Annotated in this window: 23 protein-coding genes; 1 reads left to right on the top strand and 22 read right to left on the bottom strand. The window is 39.5% G+C overall.

Annotated elements, in window-relative coordinates:
- Window positions 1-45: 45 nt before the first annotated feature.
- From ubiB to xth, 7 genes are all read right to left on the bottom strand, one after another.
- On the bottom strand, window positions 46-1,683 hold the full coding sequence (gene ubiB / locus ACYSN2_RS00565; RefSeq protein ID WP_461748305.1) for a ubiquinone biosynthesis regulatory protein kinase UbiB: 1,638 nt from the start codon (window positions 1,681-1,683) through the stop codon (window positions 46-48).
- Window positions 1,684-1,735: 52 nt separating this feature from the next.
- A complete protein-coding gene (ubiE, locus tag ACYSN2_RS00560; RefSeq protein ID WP_461748304.1) occupies window positions 1,736-2,482 on the bottom strand; it encodes a bifunctional demethylmenaquinone methyltransferase/2-methoxy-6-polyprenyl-1,4-benzoquinol methylase UbiE in 747 nt (248 codons plus the stop codon).
- Window positions 2,483-2,688: 206 nt separating this feature from the next.
- Window positions 2,689-3,546: a shikimate dehydrogenase gene (gene aroE, locus ACYSN2_RS00555; RefSeq protein ID WP_461748303.1), complete on the bottom strand. Its 858-nt coding sequence runs from the start codon at window positions 3,544-3,546 to the stop codon at window positions 2,689-2,691.
- 84 nt (window positions 3,547-3,630) lie between these two features.
- Complete coding sequence (gene mutL / locus ACYSN2_RS00550; RefSeq protein WP_461748302.1) at window positions 3,631-5,601, bottom strand: DNA mismatch repair endonuclease MutL; 1,971 nt, start codon at window positions 5,599-5,601, stop codon at window positions 3,631-3,633.
- 95 nt (window positions 5,602-5,696) lie between these two features.
- Window positions 5,697-6,725, bottom strand: coding sequence for an outer membrane protein assembly factor BamC (gene bamC, locus ACYSN2_RS00545; RefSeq protein WP_461748301.1), 1,029 nt, complete (start codon window positions 6,723-6,725; stop codon window positions 5,697-5,699).
- Window positions 6,726-6,866: 141 nt separating this feature from the next.
- Window positions 6,867-7,739 (bottom strand): 4-hydroxy-tetrahydrodipicolinate synthase, encoded by an 873-nt coding sequence (dapA, locus tag ACYSN2_RS00540; RefSeq protein ID WP_461748300.1) that lies wholly within the window; start codon window positions 7,737-7,739, stop codon window positions 6,867-6,869.
- Between the two features lie 51 nt (window positions 7,740-7,790).
- Entirely contained in the window at window positions 7,791-8,555 is a 765-nt protein-coding gene (gene xth, locus ACYSN2_RS00535) for an exodeoxyribonuclease III (protein ID WP_461748299.1), read from the bottom strand.
- 240 nt (window positions 8,556-8,795) lie between these two features.
- Here xth and glnA point away from each other — a divergent pair, with 240 nt between their 5' ends.
- On the top strand, window positions 8,796-10,208 hold the full coding sequence (gene glnA, locus ACYSN2_RS00530; protein ID WP_461748298.1) for a type I glutamate--ammonia ligase: 1,413 nt from the start codon (window positions 8,796-8,798) through the stop codon (window positions 10,206-10,208).
- Window positions 10,209-10,297: 89 nt separating this feature from the next.
- Here glnA and csrA read toward each other — a convergent pair whose 3' ends face one another.
- The 15 genes from csrA to mutM all read right to left on the bottom strand — a co-directional run bounded on the left by csrA (window position 10,298) and on the right by mutM (window position 24,486).
- Window positions 10,298-10,480 carry a carbon storage regulator CsrA gene (gene csrA, locus ACYSN2_RS00525; RefSeq protein ID WP_461748297.1) on the bottom strand — a complete coding sequence of 61 codons (183 nt, stop codon included), beginning with the start codon at window positions 10,478-10,480 and terminating at the stop codon, window positions 10,298-10,300.
- A 212-nt stretch (window positions 10,481-10,692) separates the two neighbouring features.
- The gene (gene trmD / locus ACYSN2_RS00520; protein ID WP_461748296.1) at window positions 10,693-11,388 is read right to left on the bottom strand and encodes a tRNA (guanosine(37)-N1)-methyltransferase TrmD; all 696 of its coding nucleotides are present in this window, start codon (window positions 11,386-11,388) and stop codon (window positions 10,693-10,695) included.
- Window positions 11,378-11,881 carry a ribosome maturation factor RimM gene (gene rimM, locus ACYSN2_RS00515; RefSeq protein WP_461748295.1) on the bottom strand — a complete coding sequence of 168 codons (504 nt, stop codon included), beginning with the start codon at window positions 11,879-11,881 and terminating at the stop codon, window positions 11,378-11,380. The genes trmD and rimM overlap by 11 nt, the downstream gene beginning before the upstream one ends.
- A 72-nt stretch (window positions 11,882-11,953) precedes the next feature.
- Complete coding sequence (gene rpsP / locus ACYSN2_RS00510; RefSeq protein WP_461748294.1) at window positions 11,954-12,217, bottom strand: 30S ribosomal protein S16; 264 nt, start codon at window positions 12,215-12,217, stop codon at window positions 11,954-11,956.
- A gap of 132 nt (window positions 12,218-12,349) precedes the next feature.
- Window positions 12,350-13,264: a UDP-3-O-acyl-N-acetylglucosamine deacetylase gene (gene lpxC, locus ACYSN2_RS00505; protein WP_461748293.1), complete on the bottom strand. Its 915-nt coding sequence runs from the start codon at window positions 13,262-13,264 to the stop codon at window positions 12,350-12,352.
- Between the two features lie 43 nt (window positions 13,265-13,307).
- Window positions 13,308-14,432: a cell division protein FtsZ gene (gene ftsZ / locus ACYSN2_RS00500; RefSeq protein WP_461748548.1), complete on the bottom strand. Its 1,125-nt coding sequence runs from the start codon at window positions 14,430-14,432 to the stop codon at window positions 13,308-13,310.
- A gap of 41 nt (window positions 14,433-14,473) precedes the next feature.
- Window positions 14,474-15,718 (bottom strand): cell division protein FtsA, encoded by a 1,245-nt coding sequence (gene ftsA, locus ACYSN2_RS00495; protein ID WP_461748292.1) that lies wholly within the window; start codon window positions 15,716-15,718, stop codon window positions 14,474-14,476.
- A complete protein-coding gene (locus tag ACYSN2_RS00490; RefSeq protein ID WP_461748291.1) occupies window positions 15,719-16,528 on the bottom strand; it encodes a cell division protein FtsQ/DivIB in 810 nt (269 codons plus the stop codon). It lies immediately after the preceding gene.
- Between the two features lie 81 nt (window positions 16,529-16,609).
- Entirely contained in the window at window positions 16,610-17,560 is a 951-nt protein-coding gene (locus ACYSN2_RS00485; protein ID WP_461748290.1) for a D-alanine--D-alanine ligase, read from the bottom strand.
- On the bottom strand, window positions 17,560-18,978 hold the full coding sequence (murC, locus tag ACYSN2_RS00480; RefSeq protein ID WP_461748289.1) for a UDP-N-acetylmuramate--L-alanine ligase: 1,419 nt from the start codon (window positions 18,976-18,978) through the stop codon (window positions 17,560-17,562). Before murC ends, ACYSN2_RS00485 begins: the two co-directional genes overlap by 1 nt.
- The gene (gene murG, locus ACYSN2_RS00475; protein WP_461748288.1) at window positions 18,975-20,039 is read right to left on the bottom strand and encodes an undecaprenyldiphospho-muramoylpentapeptide beta-N-acetylglucosaminyltransferase; all 1,065 of its coding nucleotides are present in this window, start codon (window positions 20,037-20,039) and stop codon (window positions 18,975-18,977) included. Before murG ends, murC begins: the two co-directional genes overlap by 4 nt.
- On the bottom strand, window positions 20,040-21,230 hold the full coding sequence (ftsW, locus tag ACYSN2_RS00470) for a putative lipid II flippase FtsW (protein WP_461748287.1): 1,191 nt from the start codon (window positions 21,228-21,230) through the stop codon (window positions 20,040-20,042).
- A gap of 102 nt (window positions 21,231-21,332) precedes the next feature.
- Entirely contained in the window at window positions 21,333-22,754 is a 1,422-nt protein-coding gene (gene murD / locus ACYSN2_RS00465) for a UDP-N-acetylmuramoyl-L-alanine--D-glutamate ligase (protein WP_461748286.1), read from the bottom strand.
- 339 nt (window positions 22,755-23,093) lie between these two features.
- Window positions 23,094-23,432 (bottom strand): ribosome hibernation-promoting factor, HPF/YfiA family, encoded by a 339-nt coding sequence (gene hpf / locus ACYSN2_RS00460; protein ID WP_461748285.1) that lies wholly within the window; start codon window positions 23,430-23,432, stop codon window positions 23,094-23,096.
- Between the two features lie 244 nt (window positions 23,433-23,676).
- Window positions 23,677-24,486: a bifunctional DNA-formamidopyrimidine glycosylase/DNA-(apurinic or apyrimidinic site) lyase gene (mutM, locus tag ACYSN2_RS00455; protein ID WP_461748284.1), complete on the bottom strand. Its 810-nt coding sequence runs from the start codon at window positions 24,484-24,486 to the stop codon at window positions 23,677-23,679.
- Window positions 24,487-24,557 lie beyond the last annotated feature (71 nt).

The following is a 24,557-nucleotide window of genomic DNA, read 5'->3' as shown; positions in this document are numbered from 1 at the left end:
CTCTTTTCACGGTAGCATCAGTTTTTTATAGAAAGATGACAATCTCTATTTTCGCTTCAATGAATGATGTAATAGCAATGCCGATAACCCAGCAATTCCAGCCGTTAACCAATAACTCACATCATTAAAATCTTCAAATTTCAAAAGTAGTGCTAATAAAAACACACAGCCGATCGCCCCAAATATTTTTTTCCGGCGCTCTTCTCTTTGGATTTTGGCAAGCTTTTCCCATTCTCTCGCAGCAAGATTAATCTTCAGATCTCCGCGCGCAGCTTGTCTTAAGGTAAGATTGGCATTTTGCACCATATCAGGGAACTGCTCAATCCAAACAGGAATATCTCGACGATAGCGCTTTACAAGTGCTTTAGGACCTCGTTTTTCTTTCACAAAATTTACTAAGTAAGGTTTTGCTGTTTTCCATAAATCTAACTCTGGATAGAGTTCTCGACCCAAACCTTCAATGGCAAATAACGTCTTTTGAAGCAAAATGAGCTGTGGTTGCATCTCCATTTTAAATCGTCTTGCCGTTTGAAAGAGCGATAGAAGGAACGCACCAAAAGAGATGTCTTTTAAAGGCTTATTAAAGATTGGCTCGCACAGTGAACGAATCACTGCTTCAAAGTCCGCAACTTGCGTATCCGGTGGCACCCAACCAGATTCCACATGAAGCTCTGCCACTTTTAGATAATCGCGATTAAAGAATGCTAAAAAGTTACTGGCTAAATAGTGCTGATCATCTTCATTAAGCGTGCCAATAATCCCAAAATCAAGCGCAATATAGGTGGGATCATTAGGATTTCTCACATCCACAAAGATATTGCCGGGATGCATATCTGCATGGAAAAAGCTATGTTCAAAGACTTGCTTAAAGAAAATATCAACGCTTCTTTCCGCCAATAAGGGGATATTCACACCAAGCTTTTTAAGCGTCGCAATATCGCCCACAGGAACACCGTAAATGCGCTCCATCACAAGAACATTTTTACGCGTGAATTCTGAAAAAATCTCCGGCACATAGAGCTCTTTTGAGCCCTTAAAGTTTTCACGCAGTTGTGTGCCGTTTGCAGCTTCAATTGTGAGATCAAGCTCATTTAAAATCGTACGCGCATATTCCTCAACAATTTCAACAGGACGAAGGCGCTTGCCATCAAGATAGTAACGCTCCACCATCTCAGCTAAAATCTTCATTAAACCAATATCGCGTTTAATCACTTTTTGGATGTTCGGGCGCACAACTTTTACAACGACTTCTTGCCCATTATGAAGCTTCGCACTATGTACCTGAGCAATGGAAGCCGCCGCAATCGGTTCTACCACAAACTCTGCAAATAGATCTTCTAATGGTTTTTCTAAGGATTTCTCAATGATCTCAATCGCTACTTGCGATGAGAATGCCGGCACTTGATCTTGAAGCTTGATCAGCTCATCGACAATATCTTTATCTAACAGATCATAACGCGTTGATAACGCTTGCCCAAGCTTAATAAAAGTCGGACCTAAACTTTCTAATGCCAAGCGAATACGCACAGGAAGTGGTGTATCTTTATATCCATTAAACAGCGATAAAATGGGCTGTAAAAAGCGTAAATGCCTAAAGCCGGGAATCATAAATGCGAGATCATAAAGACCAAAGCGTAATAAAACCCACCAAATTTTTATCATTCTCAAGCTACGAGAGATCATCCAGAAACCCTTTGCAAAATATCAAAAAGAAAACCCTTTCAAAGGTTACTGATTAGTAGACAAATCCACGGTGAATTGCCACAATCCCGCCGGTAAGATTTTTATAATCCACTTCATCAAATCCAGCTTCTAACATCATATCGCGAAGCTCATCTTGCGGAGGATGCATACGAATGGACTCTGAAAGATAACGATAACTATCGCCATCTTTTGCAATTAATTCGCCCATTCTTGGAATAATTTGGAAAGAATAAAAATCATAAAGTGTTCCCAAAACAGGCACAACCGGCGTTGAGAATTCTAATACTAATAATCTTCCGCCTGGTTTTAACACTCGGCGCATCTCTTTAAGTGCTTTGAGTTTGTCCGTCACATTTCGAAGACCAAATCCAATCGTCACCAAATCAAATGTCGCATCTTCAAATGGAATATGTTCCGCATTAATCTGCTTAAATTCCACATTCCCAACGATGCCTTCATTAATTAAACGCTTGCGACCTTCTTCAAGCATGGATTCATTAATGTCGGATAATACGACCAATCCTTCAGAACCAACACGCTTACTTAAACGCTTTGTTAAGTCGCCTGTACCGCCGGCAAGATCAAGCACTTTCTGCCCTTTTCTTGCGCCCGACAATGTCATTGCCGTATTTTTCCATAAGCGATGAATACCGAAGCTCATCACATCATTCATCACATCATAACGACTTGCAACAGAGTGAAAAACTTCCGCAACACGCGCTTCTTTCTCATCACTATTTACTGTTTGATAACCAAAATGGGTTTTTTCTTCAGACATATTCTCTATCCTTATGTAATCATCCTGAAATGATAACAAAATCCTATCTTCCATGCCTGATTAAAGGCATGCTTTCATTGACTGCTTATTTAACGACTTCCAATCACTATTCAAAGCAAGTTTTCAAAACTGCATTCTTCTCTACTTCACTCTTCTCTACTATTTAATATTTTCAAAGCATCACTGTAATATCACTATTTAGATGACTATTCAGATGGTGATTCAGATAGAGATTCAGCACGCCCAAAAATTTCTAATACACCTTCTCGGCTCGGCGTAACATTAAACCAAAACTCAAAGGCATAAACGCCTTGCTCAATGAGCATTCCTAAACCATCAAATACTTTTGCCCCACCTTCTTCTAAAAAGTAATGCATAAATGATGTAGGTTCATTGCCGTAAACAAGATCATACCCAACGCTAGAATTACTAATGACGCCCTTTGGCAATTCTGGAAACGTGGATTGTAGCGAGGCGCTTGTGGCATTAATAATAAAATCAAATGCGCCGGAAAGCTCCTGCCAACTCATGGCTTTAATATTACCAAAACGAGAGAATTCCGAAGCTAATCCTTCGGCGCGAGATAATGTGCGATTGGTAATAATGACTTCACTTGGTTTGCAGTCAAGAAGCGGTTTTAAAATTCCTCTGACAGCACCTCCAGCACCTAAAACTAATACTCGTTTGCCGGTAAGATTTTGCTGTTTTACTTCCGTAATATCTCGTAACAACCCGATACCATCAGTGTTATGACCATAAATTTCGCCATTTTCAATACGAATGGTATTGACTGCTTGCGCTAAAGTCGCTTCTTCTGTGAGATGATCACAACACTTTAAAACATCTTCTTTAAAAGGGATCGTAATATTTGCACCGATAATGCCGTTATCAATCCACTCTTTTAATGCGCCACTAAAGTTATCTAATGGTGCCAATACCTTTAAATACTCCAAATCAATGCCGGCATTCTTCGCAAACTGCTTCTGCATTTCCGGTGATTTAGATTGCGCAACGGGATTCCCGAAAATCACGCATAAATGTTCGTTGGTTATTTCTATGCTCACTTTACAAATCCTCTTTTTATTTTTTATTAGCTATTTCTTATGATCTTTTTTGAAATCTCATTATCACTGTCATCATTATTGCGATTATTCCCCACGGAAAAAAAGCTTATCTAAATCCGTAATCGCTAAAGATCGCCATGTGGGCCTTCCATGATTACATTGCCCTGATCGCTCTGTTCGCTCCATATCTCGTAACAGCGCATTCATTTCCGGAAGTGTTAACCGGCGATGATGACGAATGGCGCTATGACATGCCATTGTCGAAAGAATATCGTTCATATGTTCTGTAATTTTTTGGCTCGAACCGTAACGATCGAAATCGTTCAACACTTCTGTAATGAGCTTCTCACTATTGGCTCGAATCAGGCTTGCCGGTACTTCTCGAATCACAATACTATCGTGGCTTAACACTTCAATAAGTAATCCTAAAGACTGCAATTCTTCTTGAAATTCTTCCACAATCGCAATCTGTCTTGAAGAAACCTCCATGGATTTAGGAATCAACAATGCTTGACGAATAATTCCTTGTTCTGTTCCCATCGACTGCTTAAAACGTTCATAGATAATGCGTTCATGCGCCGCATGCATATCTACCATCACTAAACCATCACGATTTTCCGCCAAAATATACGCTTCATGCAATTGCCCTAATGCATACCCTAACGGCGCTTCATCGGGGTTTAGAGATTCATCCGAATCTTCACTCATAGATGCTGTTTGAGTATTGGAACTTTGTCCTCGAGCTTGCTGAATCAGAGAAGAAATATCACGTGCTGATCCTGCATTTTCATTGCCGGCATTATCGAGAGCGCTAATATTTCCGGCGCCGATCGCTTCATAGATATTGACCGGTTTATAAGGTCGATTCGGGATATTGCCTCTATTGAAATTAAAACCGCTCTGTTTCTCAAGCATTTCCGTTCCTTCAATCTGAACGGGAATATCTGAAGAACTTTCGCCACTCACTTCATCGCCATTTAAGGAAGCAATGACCGGCATTTTCTCATGTCCGCTCATTACTTCCGGCTGAGAGATCACATGATTTAATGTGCTAAATAAGAAATGATGCACCATGCGAGATTCTCGAAAGCGCACTTCATGCTTTTGCGGATGCGCATTCACATCTACAGCTGCAGGATCTAACGTTAAATAGATCACAAATGCTGGATGTTTGTCGCTATACATCACATCACGATACGCCTGGCGAATGGCATGAGCCACAAGGCGATCTTTTACCATTCGTCCATTCACATACACATATTGCCACTCGTTGTTATTACGGAAAAAGGTTGGTTTTGCAACCCACCCTTCAAGCGTTAATGTGCGAGTAATATCGTAATCATCTAGCGGCACTTCTTTCGTATGCGTAAAGTGAAAGCTCTCCGCCAAAAATTCAGGACTAAATACAGAGCCAATTCGCATCTGCTTCTCGTCCATACTTTCGGCAACCGGCGCTGAGAATAGCTCTTTCCCATTATGAATTAAGGTAAAAGCAATATCGTAACGAATCAGCGCTAAGCGTTTTACCAAGGTTTCGATATGACTGAATTCTGTGCGTTCCGTTCGAAGGAACTTTCGTCTTGCCGGTACATTAAAAAAAAGATCCAAGACTTCAATGCGAGTCCCCACCGGTAAAGATGCCGGCATTGGCTCATTAATTTCATCAAATCCCTTACCTTGCACTTTGAAGGCATATTCCGCATTTTGCGCTTTTGAGATCAGCGTCAAACGAGAAACGGCAGCAATACTCGGCAAAGCTTCGCCGCGAAAGCCTAATGTGGATACTTCCACCAAGTCATCAGCGCTTCTAATTTTACTTGTAGAGTGACTTGAGAGCGCGAGATTTAAATCATCCTTTTCAATGCCATGACCATTATCTTGAATAATAATATGATCCATACCACCACCTTTAATATCAATAATGATATTGGTCGCTCCGGCATCAATACTATTTTCTACTAGCTCTTTAACAATAGAAGCCGGTCTTTCAACCACTTCTCCTGCGGCAATTTGGTTAATGACATGAGGATCTAACTTCGCAATTCGCTGGCTCATCTTTGATTTCTACTCTCTATTTTATAAACGTTTAGATATAAGAAACGCCTGATCTATTAAATCAGGCGTTTTCTATGTTATCAAATTGTTTCAGACTATTTTAATTGAGTAGTGACTCGATCCATCATCTCTTCCAAATGATTCAAAGTTAGCACCGGCAATACATCAATTTGGGTCTTATTCTCACCAACTGGGTTGATTCGAATGTAGTAGACTTCCCCTTCCCGATCATATTTCGTGAAGAACCAAAAACGTCTTTTTTTCACAGTACGACCAACACGGATAGTATTAATATCAGAATATTGCTCTAGCACGTTATATTGCGCACCATCATCTAAAATATTACCGATTTGCTTCCATACATCCTGCTGTGAACGATTATTAATTGTTAAGCGGGTTCCTTCCCGGTCAGTCACGGGAAGCGCCGACTTTCCCAAGGCACTTTGGCCATCACCTCCCAACCTTGCAGCAAGACGAGCAACAAATTCTGCTTCAAGTTCAGGATCGCTCGGCGCATTTACCCAACGGTGGTATTGATCATCATTTCCTGTGGCTTCATCTTTCATCGCATAATGTGTCACGAATACAAGTACTCGATCACCATCACGCTCTAGACGTATTTTGAATTTATCTCTCGAAGACGCACCAAATAAGTTACTGGCAACTTTACTAATGAGATTACGAATAAATCCATCTTGTACATCCGCTTGGTTTTCAGCCCATTTAGTTTCGATAATACCAACATCTGGACTAGAGCTTTCGATCTCTAATCCTAATTGTCGGACTAACTGGTTTACTTGTAACCACACAAAATCAGCTGTGTGACCAGTATTAATCCAACGACGACCATTTTCTGATTCAATAAACGTGATTCCTTCCGCACCACTTGTAGGAAGGACTTTCTGGGCGACCTGTTTTTGATGTAATCGATATTCTTTAAGCGTTGTTGTCGCTTGTACATCAGTCTCCGTCTTTTTCACCAAGCTAGGTGGATACTCTAGAGGATTTACTTGCGATGATGATAAATAACGCAAGCTATCTCTCGATTGCACTTTCTGAGTAGAGCAACCGCTAATTATTAAGCCTGATAGCAATACTGCAAACGCTATTTTTTTTGTATACATGGACTAACCTTTACTGAATAAAATTCTTGTCATTATACGAGCGATTAAAGCAATCACCAAATTCTTTCAAGTGGAATTATACCTGAAAAATCATTTAATTGCTTTTTTTATGCGCATTTTCACTTCATTAAAAGAATCTATTTAGAGAAGTCCTGCTGTCTTCATCGCTTCACGCACTGTTAAATGATATTGCTTATCGAGAGGAACGAGTGGTAAACGAATTCCTGCGTGAATTTTCCGCATCTCTTGGAGCACCCATTTCACTGGAATAGGATTCGCTTCTAAGAAAAGCACATGGTGTAATTCTTTTATCTGCTCATTAATCTCATACGCACGCGCTTCATCACCAACAATCGCTGCTTGCATCATCTCATGCATCTGAAGTGGCGCAATATTAGCCGTTACAGAGATAACACCTTTAGCACCTGCTAATACACATTTTGCAGAAATGCCATCTTCACCCGTCAAAACATCGATCTTATCGCCAACACGACGTACTAACTGTTCTACACGCTCAAAGGTACTTGCTTCTTTAATCGCAACAATATTTTTAAGATCTGCCAATCTTTCGACTGTATCAGGCAAAATATCTGATGCCGTTCTTCCAGGTACATTATAGAGAATTTGAGGAATATCCACGGTTTCAGCAATAAGCTTAAAATGCTGATAAAGACCTTCTTGTGGTGGTTTATTGTAATATGGCGCAACTAATAAACATGCATCTGCGCCATCTTCTGCCGCCCAATGCGTTAACTTTATTGCTTCTTCTGTAGAGTTAGCGCCTGTTCCCGCAATCACAGGAACTCTGCCACCTACATATTGTACGACTTTCTTAACAACTTCACGGTGTTCTTCAAAGTTTACAGTTGAAGATTCTCCTGTTGTTCCCATCGCAACAATCGCATCCGTTTTATTTTGAATATGGAATTCCACCAATTTTTCAAATGAATCGAAATCAATACGGCCATCAGGAAACATCGGGGTTACGATTGCAACAATACTACCACCAAACATATATTCTCTCCTTACTTTTTGCGTTATCAGTTATATACGGATATTCATTTTTCACTTCAATACAACTGATACCGGAGCATGATCTGAGGGCCGCTCCATAGCCCTATAATTTAAATGTACAGCTGACGATTTAAATCGGCGACTCAATTCTCTTGATAATAATAGATGATCGATACGAATACCACTGTTTTTCTCAAATCCACCTTCTCGATAATCCCACCAAGTAAATAAACCTTTGGGTTGTGCTTCGATCCTAAGCCCATCTAGAAGTCCTAACTTCAATAAAGAGAAAAATGCTTCACGTTCTTGATCCGTACAGAGAATTTTCCCCGACCAACTTGCGGGATTATGAACATCATCATCTGTTGGAGCAATATTAAAATCTCCAATGACAATCAGTTCTGAATAAATATCCAACTGAGACTGAATAAACCCCTTGAATGCTGAAAGCCAAGATAATTTGTATTGATATTTATCTGATTCCGGTGATTGCCCATTGGGAACATAAGCATTAATGACTCTTATTCCATCAATCGTTCCCGTAACGACCCGTTTTTCCGTATCTTCAAATCCTGGAATATCGTAAACAATATCCGTAATCTCTTTCGAAGAGATAAGTGCGACACCATTGTACGTAGGTTGCCCATTGATGGCTGAAAAATATCCTAATTTAGAAATTTCCTCCAAGGGATATTTCTCATTCACAGATTTCAATTCCTGCAAGCCAATCACATCCGGCGCTTCTTTTTCTAATAGCTCCAATAAATGTGGCAATCGCACATTCACGGAATTTACATTCCAAGTTGTTATTTTCATAATGTATTTATCGTTAAAATATAATTAAAGTTATAAGAGAAATAGACTCATTGATCTGCTAGTTAAATTCTAACAAAACACCATTCTACGGAACTCTTCTGCAAATCAAAAGCTCGGTGCAATAATCCTTCTCTGCCAGTAAATTTGAAAACCCCATTTATTCAGCTTTTTTAAGCAAAAGTAGTGTAGAATAACCTGTTTATGAAATAAAAATTGACACAAGAATTTTAAGGAGTGAGCATGCCTGCTGATAGTATTCGTTCCATTTTGGATCTCATTGAAGAGAATGGAATTTTATTTATCGATCTTCGTTTAACAGACCTGATCGGCCAAGAACACCACTTTACTATCCCCGCACGACAGGCAAACGAAGAACTCTTCACTCAAGGAAAATTTTTTGACGGATCTAGCTTCAAAGGATGGAAACAGACCGAAAGCTCTGACATGGTGCTTATTCCTAAAGCTGAAAGTGCTTTTATCGATCCGATCGCAACGCATCCTACTTTAGTATTAATTTGTGATGTGATTGAGCCAGATACGATGGATTATTACATCAGAGATCCAAGAGCACTTGCGAAAAGAGCGGAAGATTATCTCATTCAATCCAATATTGCAGATACAGCATTTTTTGGCCCTGAAAATGAGTTCTTTATTTTTGATAATGTGCGTTACAGCAACAGCCCAAACCATATGAGCTATGAGCTGAATTCTAATACGGCGTATTGGGATTCTCAAACATCAGAAACAGCATCCGGTCATTTCGCTGAAAAACAAGAAGGCTATTCACCACTCTATCCTGTAGATAAACTTCATGATTTACGCAATGAAATCTGCCTTAATATTGAAAAAACAGGCTTAGAGGTTGAAATACATCACCGAGAAGTCGCTTCAGCAGGACAATCTGAAATTGGCGTGAGATTTAATACGCTCTTAGAAAAAGCAGATGAAGTTCAACGTTTAAAATATATCGTGAAAGGCACTGTTGATCAGTTTGGTAAAAGCGCAACATTTTTACCAAAACCTTATGCCGGCGAAAGTGGCTCAGGAATGCATGTTCATATTTCTCTTTTTAAAGATGGCGAAAATATTTTCACCGGCAATGAATACAGCAACCTTTCTGAAACAGCGCTCTACTTTATTGGCGGGATCATTAAACATGCTAAGGCATTGAACGCTTTCACCAATGCCTCAACAAATAGCTATAAACGTTTAGTTCCTCACTTCGAAGCGCCAGTTTTGTTAGCATATTCTGCTAAAAACAGAACGGCTTCTATTAGAATTCCTTACATCTCTAATGAAAAAGCGCGAAGAATCGAAGTGCGATTCCCAGACGCTACAGCAAATCCATATCTTGCATTTTCGGCATTATTAATGGCAGGTCTTGATGGTATTGAAAATAAAATTCATCCGGGAGAGGCTTTTGACAACAATCTCTACGATCTTTCAAGCGACATCCTCCAATCAATCCCGAAGGTCAGTAAATCGCTCGATGAAGCATTAGAAGCTCTCGATCAAGACCGTGAGTTTTTATTAAAAGGGGATGTATTTAGCAATTGCCTCATTGATGCATACATCAAACTAAAACAGGATGAAATCAATCAAGTTGCTGAAACACCACATCCTATGGAATACAAACTTTACTATTCCATCTAAACAACAAGGATAACCCCCCTTACAATAAAGCCTCAAGTAATGTTCCTATTACTTGAGGCTTTTAAGTATCACTATCTAAATCACTTAAATCACTTTTCTTCTTCATCTTCTTTTTTCACAATGGTCTTATACACTTCTTCGCGAAAAATTGTGACATCACTAGGAGCATCTATGCCTACTCGCACCTGATTTCCTTTAAATTCCAATATCGTAATCGTGATATCATCATTTATAATTAGCCTTTCACCAGGCTTTCTAGTTAATATTAACAAGTCTACTCCCCTTATTCTTTCATAAAAAGCATCCGAACATCAATAAAACTGATTTGTAATCATAATATCAACATACAAATCAGTCAATTATTAAATATAAATTATACTTTAAATAAATTAAAAGAAATTGAGTTAGGTTAATGAGATATGTTATTTATAATATAAAACTTAATAAAATTATATGTATTTAATAAATTACCTTCAATCAAAACCTATATCTTACCTTCCTTTTTACTACGCAAGAGCGTAGCCTCTTTCGCCTTATTCTCTCTCCATACCTGGATCTTTTTGTGGTCCCCCGAGAATAGAACCTCAGGTACAACATAACCATCAATCTCCCTTGGTCTTGTATAGTGAGGATGATCTAATAGATCTCCAACACTAAAAGAATCATTCAAATGAGATTCTTCATTCGAAATGGCATCAGGAAGTACTCGAACAACTGAATCAACAATGACTGCCGCCGCAAGCTCTCCTCCTGATAGCACGTAATCCCCAATCGATAACTCTAAGTCTATCTCATGATCAATAATACGCTGATCCACTCCTTCATAGCGACCACAAAGAATGACGATATGTTCCAACTCCGATAATTTCCTCACCCTTTCCTGTTTTAAAACTTCTCCTTGAGGCGAAACATAGATTCTAAAACCTCTACTTTCTCGGAAATTTTCAATAGCATCAAAGGCTTTTTTCAACGGCTCATACATCATCACCATTCCAGGCCCACCACCAAAGGGGCGAGCATCCACTGTATGATGTCGATCTACAGAGTAATCCCTAGGATTCCAAAACCGCAGCTCAAAAAGATCCTTATTATGTGCTCTAGAAACAACTCCATCCTTGATGATAGGCTCTATAATCTCCGGTATTAGAGCGATAACATCTATAACAATTTTACTCTTCATCCCAATCAACTTGTATATAACCTTCTTCTAAATTGATCTCCATGATGATGTACTCTAAAGAGTAGGGGATTAAAATCTCTTCTTTTCCATTTTTGACAGCCATCACATCATTCGCACCTGTTTCAAAAATATCATCAATGATACCCAGCTCAACCCCATCTTGGTTAATCACTTTTAACCCATAAAGATCGACCCAATAAACCTCATCCTCTTTAGGCTCCGGCATATCTTCTCGCTGAATATAAAGCTCTACCCCCAAAAGAGGCTCAACGGCATCTCTTGAGTCATATCCTACAAATTTCAAAAGTACATGCTTACTGTGCTTCTGACCAACTTCCACATCAAGAACCTTCCAATCTCCACCAGATTTAATAAAAAATCGGGGATATTGTAGAATTCCTTCTCTAGGTCTTGTTTCAGAAAAAACTTTAATAAAACCCTTTACCCCGTGAAATCCATTCACTTTACCAATAATGATTTTTTCTTCACTCATTGATCTTCTATTCCTTTTAATAAAAAAGCCACCTTACTTTTGTAAGGTGGCTTTTATTGAACTACTCGTAAATTAAGCTTCTACTTTCGCTAAAGCTCTGTTTGCTTCTCTAATTAAAGATGCAACGCGCTCTGAAGGCTGAGCTCCAACGCCTACCCAGTAGTTGATACGATCTGTATCAAGCTCTAAACGCTTCTCTCCACCCTTAGCAATTGGGTTGAAATAACCTAAACGCTCAATGTATTTACCCGTTACAGAGTTTCTTTGATCCGCAACAACGATTTGGTAAAAAGGACGCTTTTTAGAGCCTCCACGAGCTAAACGAATTGTAACCATAAAAATTTATATCCTATATTCAACTATAATCCAAAACTTTTTTATATTACATAGAGACACGTTATTCAATATAAAATCGTAAACCACAAACTATACTCTAATCTTTAGTAAATTAAAAGTCTTAAAGTAAATTTAATTCCAAGCAGGCACCGTAAATGTTATCGGTGATGTCTCTACTTCATCATACGTCACTAATTCATAAGAACTCGGATCTTTAACCAACTCTCTGATCAACATATTATTCATCATATGGCCTGCTTTATATCCTACAAATTCCCCTATAATTGGGTGACCTAAGACATAAAGATCTCCTACTGCATCTAAGACCTTATGACGTACAAATTCATCTTCATATCGAAGTCCATCACTATTCAGAACCCTAAAGTCATCTACAACAATAGCATTATCCATACTACCGCCTAGCGCAAGATTTAACTCTCTCATCATCTCTAGATCTTTCATAAATCCAAAAGTTCTTGCTCTTGAAATTTCCTCAATATAATATTGACTAGAAAATTCACAACGATGTTGAGGATTCGTTTTATCCAATACAGCGTGGTTAAACTGAATAGTAAAGTCTAATCTAAAGCCGTTATAAGGCAATAACTTTGCAACCTTATCTTCGTTTTTATAAACAACTGGCTTTTTAATCTTAATAAATTTCTTTGCAGCATCCTGCTCTTGCACTCCTGCCGATTGTATTAAATAGACAAAAGGAGCAGAACTCCCATCCATAATTGGAATCTCTGGAGCACTTACTTCCACAATAATATTATCAATCCCTAAACCACACAATGCAGACATTAAATGCTCGATTGTTGAGATTGTTACTTCAGGTGCTTCCGGAGAAGCAATCATTGTTGCTAATTGCGTACTTACAACCGAATCTGCTTGTATTTTAATATTTGGAGAAGGAACATCCGTTCGACGAAAAACAATCCCTTCATCGACTCCTGCCGGTCTCAAGGTTAAATAAACCTTTTTACCAGAGTGCAAACCCACCCCTGTGGTTTGAACGATATTTTTTATTGTTCTTTGTTTTATCATAACGCTGATTAAAACATCCTTATATTAAATTAATATGAAGAAATTAAGAGTTTTTTCTTAAAAACGCAGGAATATCTAAATATCCTGATGATTGAGTCGATGACTTCGTCGCTTCACGCTGAACAGGCTCTGAAACCTGTTGTTGCACAGGCTTTGCAACTCTACCCAACAATTGATCCGCAATACTTCCTCGATCAACCGGAGATTGGTATTCACCAAGACCCGTTGCAACTAACGTTACACGAATCTCATTCCCCATATTCTCATCCATAACAGCGCCGAGCACTACAGTTGTTTCTTCATTTGCGTACTCACCGATAATCTCACCGATATCATGCAGATCGCCAATACTTAATCCAAAACCGCCAGAAATATTGACTAACAAACCCTTTGCTCCCGCCAAACTAACTTCTTCTAAGAGAGGAGAAGAGATCGCCTGTTGAATCGCTTCACGAGCAGCATTATCACCGGATGACAGACCAACACCCATCATCGCTAAACCTTGTTGCTTCATAACTGTTTTAACATCATTGAAGTCAAGATTAATCATTCCTGGCTTGATAATACTATCAGTGATTCCCTGAACTGCATTAAAAAGCACATTATTAGCGGCATTAAACGCATCATACAAGCTTACACCTTTTCCTAAAACACTCATTAAACGATCGTTAGGAATTGTGATGAGTGAATCTACCTGTTGTGCTAATTGCTTTAATCCTTGGCTCGCCGCTTGATCTCGTTTACGCCCTTCCATAGAAAAGGGTCTTGAAACCACCGCTACTGTCAAAATACCAAGTTCTTTCGCAATTTCCGCAACAACAGGAGCTGCACCAGTACCTGTTCCACCGCCCATTCCTGCAGCAATGAAGACCATATCAGCACCATTAAGCTCAGCTCTAATATGATCCTTCGTTTCTTCTGCGGCTTGCCTTCCAATTTCAGGATTTGCCCCAGCACCCAGCCCTCGCGTGAGTTCTTCACCCAATTGAATGCGGATATCCGCCTTAGCTTCACGAAGATCTTGTGAATCCGTATTTGCCGCAATAAAAGTGACTCCCGTCAACCCCGAGTTAACCATGTGCGAGATAGCATTACCACCAGCTCCACCTACACCGATGACTTTAATGATCGGCCCATCTTCGTTAAGATCTTGCTGCAGTTCAAATATGGACATTCTTAATCCTCAATTTATTCGTATTCTTTGTCATACTAGAAATAGCGTTGGCACATTCCAGTGATTTTCCTACATATGTTACTAAAAAAATTCCCGTTTGGCATTGTTTTTTGCAATTCTTTTTGCCAAATATGCTCATGTTTATGCGATGCGAGCAATCCAACAACTGTTGCATGCTCCGGAGTCAATCTTGCACCATCCTTACAAACAACATTCATGGGTAGCCCAATTCTACAAGGTTTCTCCATAATCTCTTGAGTCAACTCGACACATCCCGGCAATAGACTTCCACCGCCTGTTAATACAATTCCCGCATCATGCACCTGATATACATCCGCTTCCTCAATTTTTGATTTTACAAATTCTAAAATCTCTCGATATCTAGCTTCAATAATTGAAGAGAGCTCTCTTTTGGACATTGTGCGATTTTCACTTTGGTTCGTGATGACAGGTAAAGTAAAAACATCATCATAACTCAAAAACCCGACACATCCGCCATACTCAATCTTAATACTTTCAGCCACTTGCGTTGAAAACCGCTTGATTTTTGCAATATCTGATGTGATATCATCGCCACCCAACGGAATAGAGGCGTGATAAACAACTACTCCTGCTTTATATACGACAACATCTGTAACACCTGCACCAATATCAATCAGTGTCACGCCTCTATCGATTTCATCATCACTCAAAACGCTAATAGCTGAAGATATTCCTTCATAGATAATATTATCTATTTCCACACCGCTTTCAGCGATGCAGTTAGTAATATTGGTAATTTCATTCGTTGCCGCGGTAACAAGATGGGCGATTAGTGAAAACTTCACGCCTGATAGACCAATTGCATTTTCAACCGGCTGTCCACCATCAATAATATATTTTTGTGGCAATACGTGAAGTACACTTTCGCCTACATCCAGTTTAATTTTCCCGGCCTCTACAAAAATGCGCTCATGATCTTTTTCTGAAAATCGCTCTCCAGATATTGTCACAACCCCATTATTACTACGCCCTCGAATGTGAGATCCTGTGATTGAAGTTGATACAGATTGCACAACCACCTCACACTCTTTTTCAAACTCATGAATCATGTCGCTAATAATGTTTGAAATAGGGGCAATATTTGTAATAACGCCTCTTTTTATACCACGTGATGGTTTTGAGATCATCTTTCTAACCTCTATTGATCCATCACCTCGCACATCCGCTATCATTCCGACAACTTTGTGAGTTCCAATATCGATGCAAACGCCTGTTGATTCCACTGAAGTCTCCGCCATCTATCTTTTACCCTGCCTGCTCATCTCAATCTCATCTTTGACCTGATCCTCTCGCCACTTCACGGAGAATCCATTTTTATACCTAAAATCAATATGCTGTATTAATTCTAATACATCTCGATCTGGAAATTGCCGTAAAAAACGTGACAGTCGCTGAGAATAATCTTCCGATCCCATAATGAGCAATAAATCATTACTAAGTAGTATAGTCCATGATCCATTTTCATCCAACCCGATCTTTTTTAAGATAAACCCCGATTTTGCTAACTGTTTTTTTGTTTCTTCAAACACCAAAAGAATCTCATTAATTTTAGAATCTTGTCCCGATAAATAAACCCAATCCTTTTCAGGGATAAATGAAGGCTCAAAAACACCGCCATTCGCATCTACCATATATTGATCATTCCAGATCGCAATTGGCGATTCCTCCACCAAATGCACCTCTAACTCATGAAGCCATTGCCTCTTCAGTGAAACAGATTTTACCCAAGACTCTTGCAATATATCATCCTGATATTGCTGCATATCAAGCCCAATTAGATTTTGATTCATTGCACTTTTAACGAGGTCATTTACCTTCTCTGGTGGCAAATACTCTATTTCTCCATATACCGAAACAGTCTCTATTTTAAAAAATGTATTATTGTTTTTTAAATATTGCCAACCATAATAAGGTCCGACAACAATGCCGACCAATAGAGTCAAAAGCAGTAAAAATCTTATGAATCGATAAAGCAAATACCCAAATCGTTTCCAATTAAAAGACTTTTTTTGGACAACACCAAACTGATGCCGTCTTTTTCTACGCATCTTTCTTTGATGAGTATGTGATGTTTTATACGATCTCTTCAAGTTAAACCTTGACCTATCTCTTATTGCGCAAAAATAAAACTACACCGTCGGCATTGAGTCTTCTAGAATCAACCAACAGAGCTCTTCAAAAGAGATTCCCGCTGTTTTTGCTGCCATGGGAACAAGCGAATGATTCGTCATTCCCGGCACCATATTAATCTCTAAAAGCCATGGCTGATTATCTTTATCTACCACAAAATCCACTCGTCCCCACCCTTTAGAGCCGATAGATGCAAAAGCCTTTTCACAGAGTTCTCGAAAACGCATTTCATCCGCTTCTGCTAATCCTGATGGACAATGATATCTTGTGTCGTCGCGTAGATATTTAGCTTCGTAATCATAAAATGCCAAATCTGTTTCCATACGAATAATAGGAAGCGCTTTGCCATTTAAAATAGCGCACGTATATTCCCCATTACCGATAATCCAATTTTCAGCAAATACCGGAGAATTATAACCACCGGCCGCTTTCCATGCTTTTACCAAATCTTCCGCATGATCCACACGACTAACACCGATGCTCGAACCTTCTTCTGCAGGTTTTACCGCAACAGGGTATGTTAATTGATTCTGTAATGTTAGAGCAGCTTCCTCGTCTTCAATAATATAAGATTCAAGTACTGGAAGATTCACGGCCTTCCATAATTGCTTCGTCTTAATTTTATCCATTGCCAAACTAGTTGCCAGTACACCACTCCCCGTATAAGGAATATTAAGATGCTCTAATGCTCCCTGCAATACGCCATCTTCCCCTCCGCGACCGTGAAGTACGATAAATACTCGGTCAAAATTTTCATTTTGAAGTTTAACTAAAAGCCCTTCATCTTTTGCATCAATGCCATGAGCATCAATGCCTTTCGCTTGAAGACCTTCTAAAACTGCAGCTCCCGACCAGAGAGAAACCTCTCGCTCCATAGAGTTTCCACCATAAACAACTGCCACTTTCCCAAACACTTTAGGATCTTGGTATTTAAATGTTGTCGTTGTCATTACAAGTCTTCTCCTTTATAGAAATTAGCAGCAATGCCACCAATATTTCCCGCTCCCATCATAACAATGAGATCGCCATCCTTAGCAATTGTGGCATAACACTCACGAATCTGATCAATACTTCCTACAAACAATGCTGTTTTACCGCCCTTGGCAACAACATCTGAAGTCAGCTGTTCTCCACTAATGCCTTCAATTGCAGGCTCTCTAACAGAATAAATATCTGTAATTAATACCGTATCAATTTCTGACAATACATTTACAAACTCAGTATATAACTCCGCCGTTCGGGAATTTCGATGAGGCTGGAATGTAACAACGATACGCTTATCTGGATAGGCTGCTGTTAACGCTTCATGTACCGCTTGAATTTCTGTCGGATGATGCCCGTAATCTTCCATCACCATTACACTTCCACCTGCTTTCAGAGATACCGATGGATGAATTTGGAATCTGCGACCAACGCCTTTAAATCGTCTTAATGCTCTTCTAATTGCTGGATTAGGAACCCCTAAATCACTTGCAATTGCAATTGCAGCCAAGCTATTTAATACACTATATTTTCCCGGAAGCGCCACCATAAACTCACTTACGCCGTGTGGTGTTTTTACTTCAAAGTAGGTTTCCATTCCGCGAGATTCATAATTCAAGAGTTGATAATCCGCATCAGGATGCTCGCCGTAAGTAATGATCGGACGATGGATTCTCGGGATTAAATTAGCGACTTCTTCATTATCAATACAGAGAACCGCAAAGCCATAGAATGGCAACAGATGTAAGAAATCCACAAATGTTTGACGAAGATTTTCAATATCGCCACCATAAGTGCTCATATGATCTTGATCGATATTAGTAATAATTGCCGACATCGGATGAAGATTCAAAAATGACGCATCTGATTCATCCGCTTCTGCTACTAAATATTGACCAAGTCCTAATTTCGCATTGGCATTCGAGCTATTTAAACGACCACCAATTACATATGTTGGATCAAGTCCTGCTTCATCCAAAATAGAAGCAAGTAAACTTGTTGTTGTTGTTTTCCCATGAGTTCCGGCAACGGCAATGCCGTAACGGAAACGCATTAATTCCCCTAGCATTTGCGCGCGTTGAATAATCGGAATACGCGCCTCTTTTGCGCCGACAACTTCAGGATTATCTTCTTTCACTGCCGTTGAGGTAACAACCACATCCGCACCCAAAACATGGGATTTTTGATGTCCAATCCAGACTAAAGCACCAAGATCAATTAAGTGCTCAACAACTGGAGATTCTGAGATATCCGAACCTGTGACTTCATATCCTAAATTCAGCAATACTTCTGCAATGCCACACATTCCTGACCCGCCGATTCCCACAAAGTGAATTCTCTCAATACGGCGCATGTCTGATGGGCAAATATAACTTTTATGATTCATGATTGTATGACCTTTTCCACCTCTGAAACAATCAACTTAGTTGCTTCTGGCTTCGCTAAAATTTCTGTTTTTGATGCCATTTCAATGGCATCCTGTCGCGTAAAATTACGCAGCAACTCCTCCAATATCGGAAGAGATATCTCCTCTTCGCTATATAGAAAAGCCGCTCCTATGTCGTGTAATGCTTTCGCATTTTTTGTTTGATGATCATCTACTGCTTTTGCAAATGGGATAAAACAGCTCGCAACATTGACGGCTAACACTTCTGAAACCGTCAATGCTCCGGCTCGACAAATCACTAAATCAGCCCACTCATACGCCGTCATCATATCTTCTATGAAGGGCGCTAAGTGATAGTGATCTGTTGTAAAATAGGGCGCATCTTTATGTGTATCATAAAATGCTTGTCCTGTTTGATGCCAAATTTCAAAATTGCCGGCATCTTCTGTTTGTGCAAAATCTTGCATTAGATGATTTAAAATTCGCGCACCCTGAGATCCTCCAACCACTAAAATTCTAATGGGAGAATTACCTCTTTCGGCATATCGCTCTCTAAAAGGCTTTATCTGCAATAAACCTTCGCGAATAGGATTTCCAACAACCGTTGCATTCGGTAACATCTCATTAAATGCCGCAAGATTTTTCTTACTTAGACGGGATAATACCTTATTCACAAGCCCCGGAACGGCATTTTGCTCATGCACGATGATGGGAATCCCTAATGTTTTAGCAGCAATTCCGCCGGGCGCCGCCGCAAATCCCCCAAAACCAATGACACAAAGTGGCTTCACTTTTTTCAAAAAATTGCGAGCATCTTTCACAGCACCACTCAATTTAAAAGGAAGCTGCAACCAACCTTTGGCACCGTTTCCGCGTAAACCTGCAATAGAAAGAGAGTGCAAAGGAAATCCATATTGTGGTACAAGCTTCAACTCTAAACCATTTGCTCCAAGCCAATAGATAGAATAGCCCTTCTCTTTTAAAGCTTCTGCCACTGCAAGCCCCGGAAAGATATGTCCACCGGTACCTCCCGCCATAATGACAATATTTTTTTGCTCCATTTACGCAGTTCCTTTCATTGCAGATCTCGCAATGTCTTGTTGCATCTCTTTCTCTTGTTTATCGAGATATTCCTGTCTTGCGGTACTTTGTACAAAATTATCCACCCTAAACAGCAGTCCAAGTCCGATCATCATGACAATCATACTAGAACCCCCGTAGCTCATCAGTGGCAATGTTAATCCTTTGGTCGGCAATATTCCCGATGCAACGCCGATATGAATCAACGCTTGCGTCCCAAACCAAAGCCCCATTCCATAAGCCACATAAGCTGCAAAATATTTCTGTAGTTTTTCAGCTCTCGCCCCTAAATTAAAGGTTTTATAGACGAATGCCATATAGATAAAAATCAGAAATAAAACACCAAAGAATCCAAATTCCTCGGCATAAATCGCAAAAATAAAGTCTGTATGAGCTTCCGGCAAATACCCAAGTTTAGACATACTTTCGCCAATGCCAACCCCCGAAAGCTTACCTCGACCTATAGCAATCAGAGAGTTAACAAGCTGATAACCTTGATTATAAGCATCTTCCCACGGATCCATAAATCCTGATAAACGAGCTCTTCGATAAGGAGATGTATATAACACTAAAACCATTGCCACTAAAACTGGCACTAACACAATCGCAAAACGCCACAAGCTCACGCCGGCAATAAAGACTAACCCTAAACCAATGACGAAAATAATTGCCGTAGAACCAAAGTCAGGTTCTAACAAAAGTAGAACTCCAAAAACTCCCATCATTCCAAGTGGAACGACTAGTGCTGTCATACTCTTATCTATCGTGTCTTTTCGACGATTAAGATAAGAAGCGATATAGATCAGCGCTGCAAACTTTGCTAATTCTGCAGGCTGGAAGTTAAAGAAGAGGATCGGTATCCAACGAAGCGCACCATTCACTTCTCGTCCAATGCCGGGAATCAATACCAATATTAAACTCACAAAAGTCACAATGCCAACTAGGGGCGTTATTTTGTACCAACTTTCAAGATCAATTCGATAAGCTACAAATCCTAATACCGAGCCTGCCACAATATAGATAATCTGTCTAATTCCATAATGGTAAGGCGATAATCCATAATATTCGGCAATATAACCCGATGAAGTTGTCACCATCAATAACCCAATGAGTAAAAAGAGGGATGAGGTAACTAACAACCATGGATCTATTCTTATTTTTTGATTTAACAATGAGCTCTTCAAAACACACCTAAAATTTAGTCAATACGCTGAAAATTGTATCACATCAACGATGTAAATCGTTATGACTTAAAACAGCCAATCTCAACTTCATTACAGTTGACGCACAAGTTTCTCAAATACATCCCCGCGGTGTTCAAATCCTTTGAACTGATCAAAGCTCGCACATGCCGGAGAAAAGAGAATAATATCGCCCGATCTCGCTTGATCTTTCAATGTTTTCAAAGCGATATCTAATGTCCCACTTTCAAATAGAGGGATATGAGAAGGAATGAATGGCTGAATCGTAGAGTAATCCACGCCGATAAGCGCAACACCGGCAATGTTATTCAGAAGTAACGTTTCAAGTGATGAGAAATCTTGTCCTTTTGTCACCCCCCCCAAAATAAGCCACTTTCTTTCCGGAAACCCTAAAATGGCCGCTTCTGTGGAAGAGAGATTCGTGGCTTTTGAATCATTAAAGTAACTCACGCCGGCAATTTCCCTCACAAATACAGAGCGGTGCGCTAAAGGTTCATAGCTAATGATTCCTTGCTCTATCGCTTCTTTCTGAACGCCGTAGCTCTCGGCAATCGCCACCGCTGATACGATATTTAAAATATTATGCGTGCCGCCCAACTTCGTGCCGGCATAGGAGATAGAAGCAGAACCTGATTCTTCCTGATTATTCTCAATCTGTTTACTTGCCAAATTCGCCCAATAATATGCGCAAATATCGTTGTTATCCTCGCTATCCTTGTTGTCATTGTTATCGTTTTGATTTTCTGTTTCTAGCGAAAATCTCACCGTTTTTGAAAATCCTTGAAAACGCGCATCCAAAAGTGCTGCATCCACCAATGTTTCTTTTGCCGGAATCACAATCGTTTTTGATTGGGCAAAGAGCTTAAACTTCGATTCCACATAATGCTGATAATCTCGGTAACGATCCAAATGATCCGGTGATAAATTGAGTAAAACGCCGATATCCGCTTTCAAGCTTTCTGTAGTTTCTAATTGAAAACTCGAAAGCTCAAGCAAAAAGAGAGGATTAGAATATTTCGTACGATTCTCTTCAAATTGAAGCCATAGATCAAGCGCCGGCATTCCCAAATTTCCGCCCATAAAAAGATCGAAACCCGCTTCCTCAAAAATATTTCCCACAAGCGTTGTGACCGTACTTTTTCCATTGGTGCCGGTAATTGCCACAATATTGCTTTGTACTAATCGTGCAAAAAGCTCAATATCGCCGCCGACATGCTCTTTTGGCAATCGTACAATAGTCTTTTGCAATTCCGGCGTTGCAATGGCAATTCCCGGACTTACCCAAAGATAATCACATTCCTCTAAAAAGGGCGTTTGAAAGGATCCTGTATGAAGCGCATGAGCGAATTCTGCAATCTCCTCGGCATTGGGCGGATTATCTCTCGAATCCATCGCCGCAATATGAGAAACGCCGAGTTTATGAAGCGCTTTCACAATAGAAAGACCGGTAATTCCAAAGCCAACGACTAAATGTTTTGAATCCGCTGCGAACATGATGAATCCTTTTACACAATCAAAGTAAGATAGTTAATCTGCAATAATCTGCAATAATCTGTAACAAGCCCTTTATCATACGCTTTATTAACGTTTGAAAAAAGAAAATCCCCGTTAAAAAACGGGGATCTTAATGATTTTGATTGTTAGGGAAATGCCTATTAATTGAAAATAGAAGATAATTATTTTTAAATGCTGATTTTCAGGCTAATTATTCATCGTCTTTTCTCGGCAGAGCGCCCTATTTCATCAGGATTTCTCTCTCAAAATTATTCAATCTCTTATTAAAGCCTTATTTAAAGCCCTATTCGATTTGAGAAAGAAAAATCAAAAGTCATCTTATTCTTCTTTACCTTCTTCACGGCGGTAATCTTGACCAGGCTTACGCTCTGATGCGATGGTTTTATCGCGTTGTTTAATGATTTGACGCTCAATTTTATCTGCAATCTCATCAATCGATAAATACATATCTTCCGTTACTGCTTCCGCATGAAGATCTTTCGCTTTTGCAATAGAGATTGTGACTTCCGCAATTTGCTTTTTATCTTTAATTGAAAGGATGACATGAGCAGATGTGATTTTATCTCCGTAGCGCTCTAAACGTTCAAATTTATCTTCAACTCTGCTACGCAATCCATCTGTTAATTCTAAACCTTGACCTGTTAAATTAAGATTCATATAAGTCTCCTTTACGAATATTGTTTATCAATTTTTATTTAGTTAGAAAATGTCAAAAATCCATCTTATGACAATTGTAAAAAAATGTTAAAACCTGAGAGCCAAATCCTATTATTCACAACAGATTCAAACTCTTTTCAGAATTTACACATCAGTTTTTTAGTACAAATTCACACTAACACCTTTCAAAAAAAAGTAACAGCCCTTTTTCAAAAGCTCTCGGGAAAACCCCTCAATTCTTGATCTAATTCTGACATTTTGTGCAAAAATAAGTCGCTCGATTCCCTAAAACAATCCTTTCGATCAATGTGTCACAAATCACACAAGGTTGTCCTTTTTGCCCATAAACTAACAATTCTTGTGCAAAATACCCCGGACTTCCATCCGGTGTTGTGAAATCCTTCAAAGTTGTGCCGCCCTGCTCAATGGCTCTTGCAAGCACTTTCTTCACTTCAAACACGAGTTTTTCAACGTCATCCATCGTGAGATTATTCGCAGGTCTTTCAGGATGAATTCCTGCCATAAAAAGTGATTCATTGGCATAAATATTGCCAGCGCCCACCACAAACTCCTGATCCATTAAGAGCGATTTAATGGGTCGAGTTCTCGTTTTAAGCTTTGGAAAGAGATATTCCGCTGTAAATTCATCACTCAGCGGTTCCGGCGCAAGTTTTTCTAAGAAAGGAATCACTTCATCTTTGCCATAAAGCAGAATAAAGCCAAAACGCCGAGGATCGTTGTATACAAGCTTTTTATCGCCTTCCATTTGGAGCACAAAATGATCATGCTTTTTGAGATCAATCTCGTCATCTAACACCCGAATAGCGCCGGACATTCCAAGATGAATGAGGACTTTATAATGAGAAGTGTAGATAATCAGATATTTCGCACGGCGTTCGACTTTCTCAATGGCTTCGCCGTAGATTTTTTCGATCTCAATAGGAATGGGGTAACGTAAAGTGGGATGATGAATCTCCACTCCCCGAACTTTCTTCCCGACAATATGAGGCGAAATCCCCGCTTTAACGGTTTCAACTTCTGGTAATTCCGGCATACTTCCAACTCCTCACTTTCGTGATAACATACTACGTTTCATAACCCATTTTTATAGGATCCTACTCTAAT

The sequence above is a fragment of the Ignatzschineria sp. LJL83 genome, assembly GCF_054871845.1.
Note: the sequence above shows the minus strand (reverse complement) of the source record. Positions and strands in the feature narration are given on the sequence as shown.

What these genes read in the sequence shown, in the direction of transcription:
- ubiB (WP_461748305.1), bottom strand. Translation starts at nt 1,683, where the DNA reads ATGATCTCTCGTAGCTTGAGAATGATAAAAATTTGGTGGGTTTTATTA.
- ubiE (WP_461748304.1), bottom strand. Translation starts at nt 2,482, where the DNA reads ATGTCTGAAGAAAAAACCCATTTTGGTTATCAAACAGTAAATAGTGAT.
- mutL (WP_461748302.1), bottom strand. Translation starts at nt 5,601, where the DNA reads ATGAGCCAGCGAATTGCGAAGTTAGATCCTCATGTCATTAACCAAATT.
- bamC (WP_461748301.1), bottom strand. Translation starts at nt 6,725, where the DNA reads ATGTATACAAAAAAAATAGCGTTTGCAGTATTGCTATCAGGCTTAATA.
- dapA (WP_461748300.1), bottom strand. Translation starts at nt 7,739, where the DNA reads ATGTTTGGTGGTAGTATTGTTGCAATCGTAACCCCGATGTTTCCTGAT.
- xth (WP_461748299.1), bottom strand. Translation starts at nt 8,555, where the DNA reads ATGAAAATAACAACTTGGAATGTAAATTCCGTGAATGTGCGATTGCCA.
- glnA (WP_461748298.1), top strand. Translation starts at nt 8,796, where the DNA reads ATGCCTGCTGATAGTATTCGTTCCATTTTGGATCTCATTGAAGAGAAT.
- trmD (WP_461748296.1), bottom strand. Translation starts at nt 11,388, where the DNA reads ATGAAGAGTAAAATTGTTATAGATGTTATCGCTCTAATACCGGAGATT.
- rimM (WP_461748295.1), bottom strand. Translation starts at nt 11,881, where the DNA reads ATGAGTGAAGAAAAAATCATTATTGGTAAAGTGAATGGATTTCACGGG.
- rpsP (WP_461748294.1), bottom strand. Translation starts at nt 12,217, where the DNA reads ATGGTTACAATTCGTTTAGCTCGTGGAGGCTCTAAAAAGCGTCCTTTT.
- lpxC (WP_461748293.1), bottom strand. Translation starts at nt 13,264, where the DNA reads ATGATAAAACAAAGAACAATAAAAAATATCGTTCAAACCACAGGGGTG.
- ftsA (WP_461748292.1), bottom strand. Translation starts at nt 15,718, where the DNA reads ATGGCGGAGACTTCAGTGGAATCAACAGGCGTTTGCATCGATATTGGA.
- ACYSN2_RS00490 (WP_461748291.1), bottom strand. Translation starts at nt 16,528, where the DNA reads ATGCGTAGAAAAAGACGGCATCAGTTTGGTGTTGTCCAAAAAAAGTCT.
- ACYSN2_RS00485 (WP_461748290.1), bottom strand. Translation starts at nt 17,560, where the DNA reads ATGACAACGACAACATTTAAATACCAAGATCCTAAAGTGTTTGGGAAA.
- murC (WP_461748289.1), bottom strand. Translation starts at nt 18,978, where the DNA reads ATGAATCATAAAAGTTATATTTGCCCATCAGACATGCGCCGTATTGAG.
- murG (WP_461748288.1), bottom strand. Translation starts at nt 20,039, where the DNA reads ATGGAGCAAAAAAATATTGTCATTATGGCGGGAGGTACCGGTGGACAT.
- murD (WP_461748286.1), bottom strand. Translation starts at nt 22,754, where the DNA reads ATGTTCGCAGCGGATTCAAAACATTTAGTCGTTGGCTTTGGAATTACC.
- hpf (WP_461748285.1), bottom strand. Translation starts at nt 23,432, where the DNA reads ATGAATCTTAATTTAACAGGTCAAGGTTTAGAATTAACAGATGGATTG.
- mutM (WP_461748284.1), bottom strand. Translation starts at nt 24,486, where the DNA reads ATGCCGGAATTACCAGAAGTTGAAACCGTTAAAGCGGGGATTTCGCCT.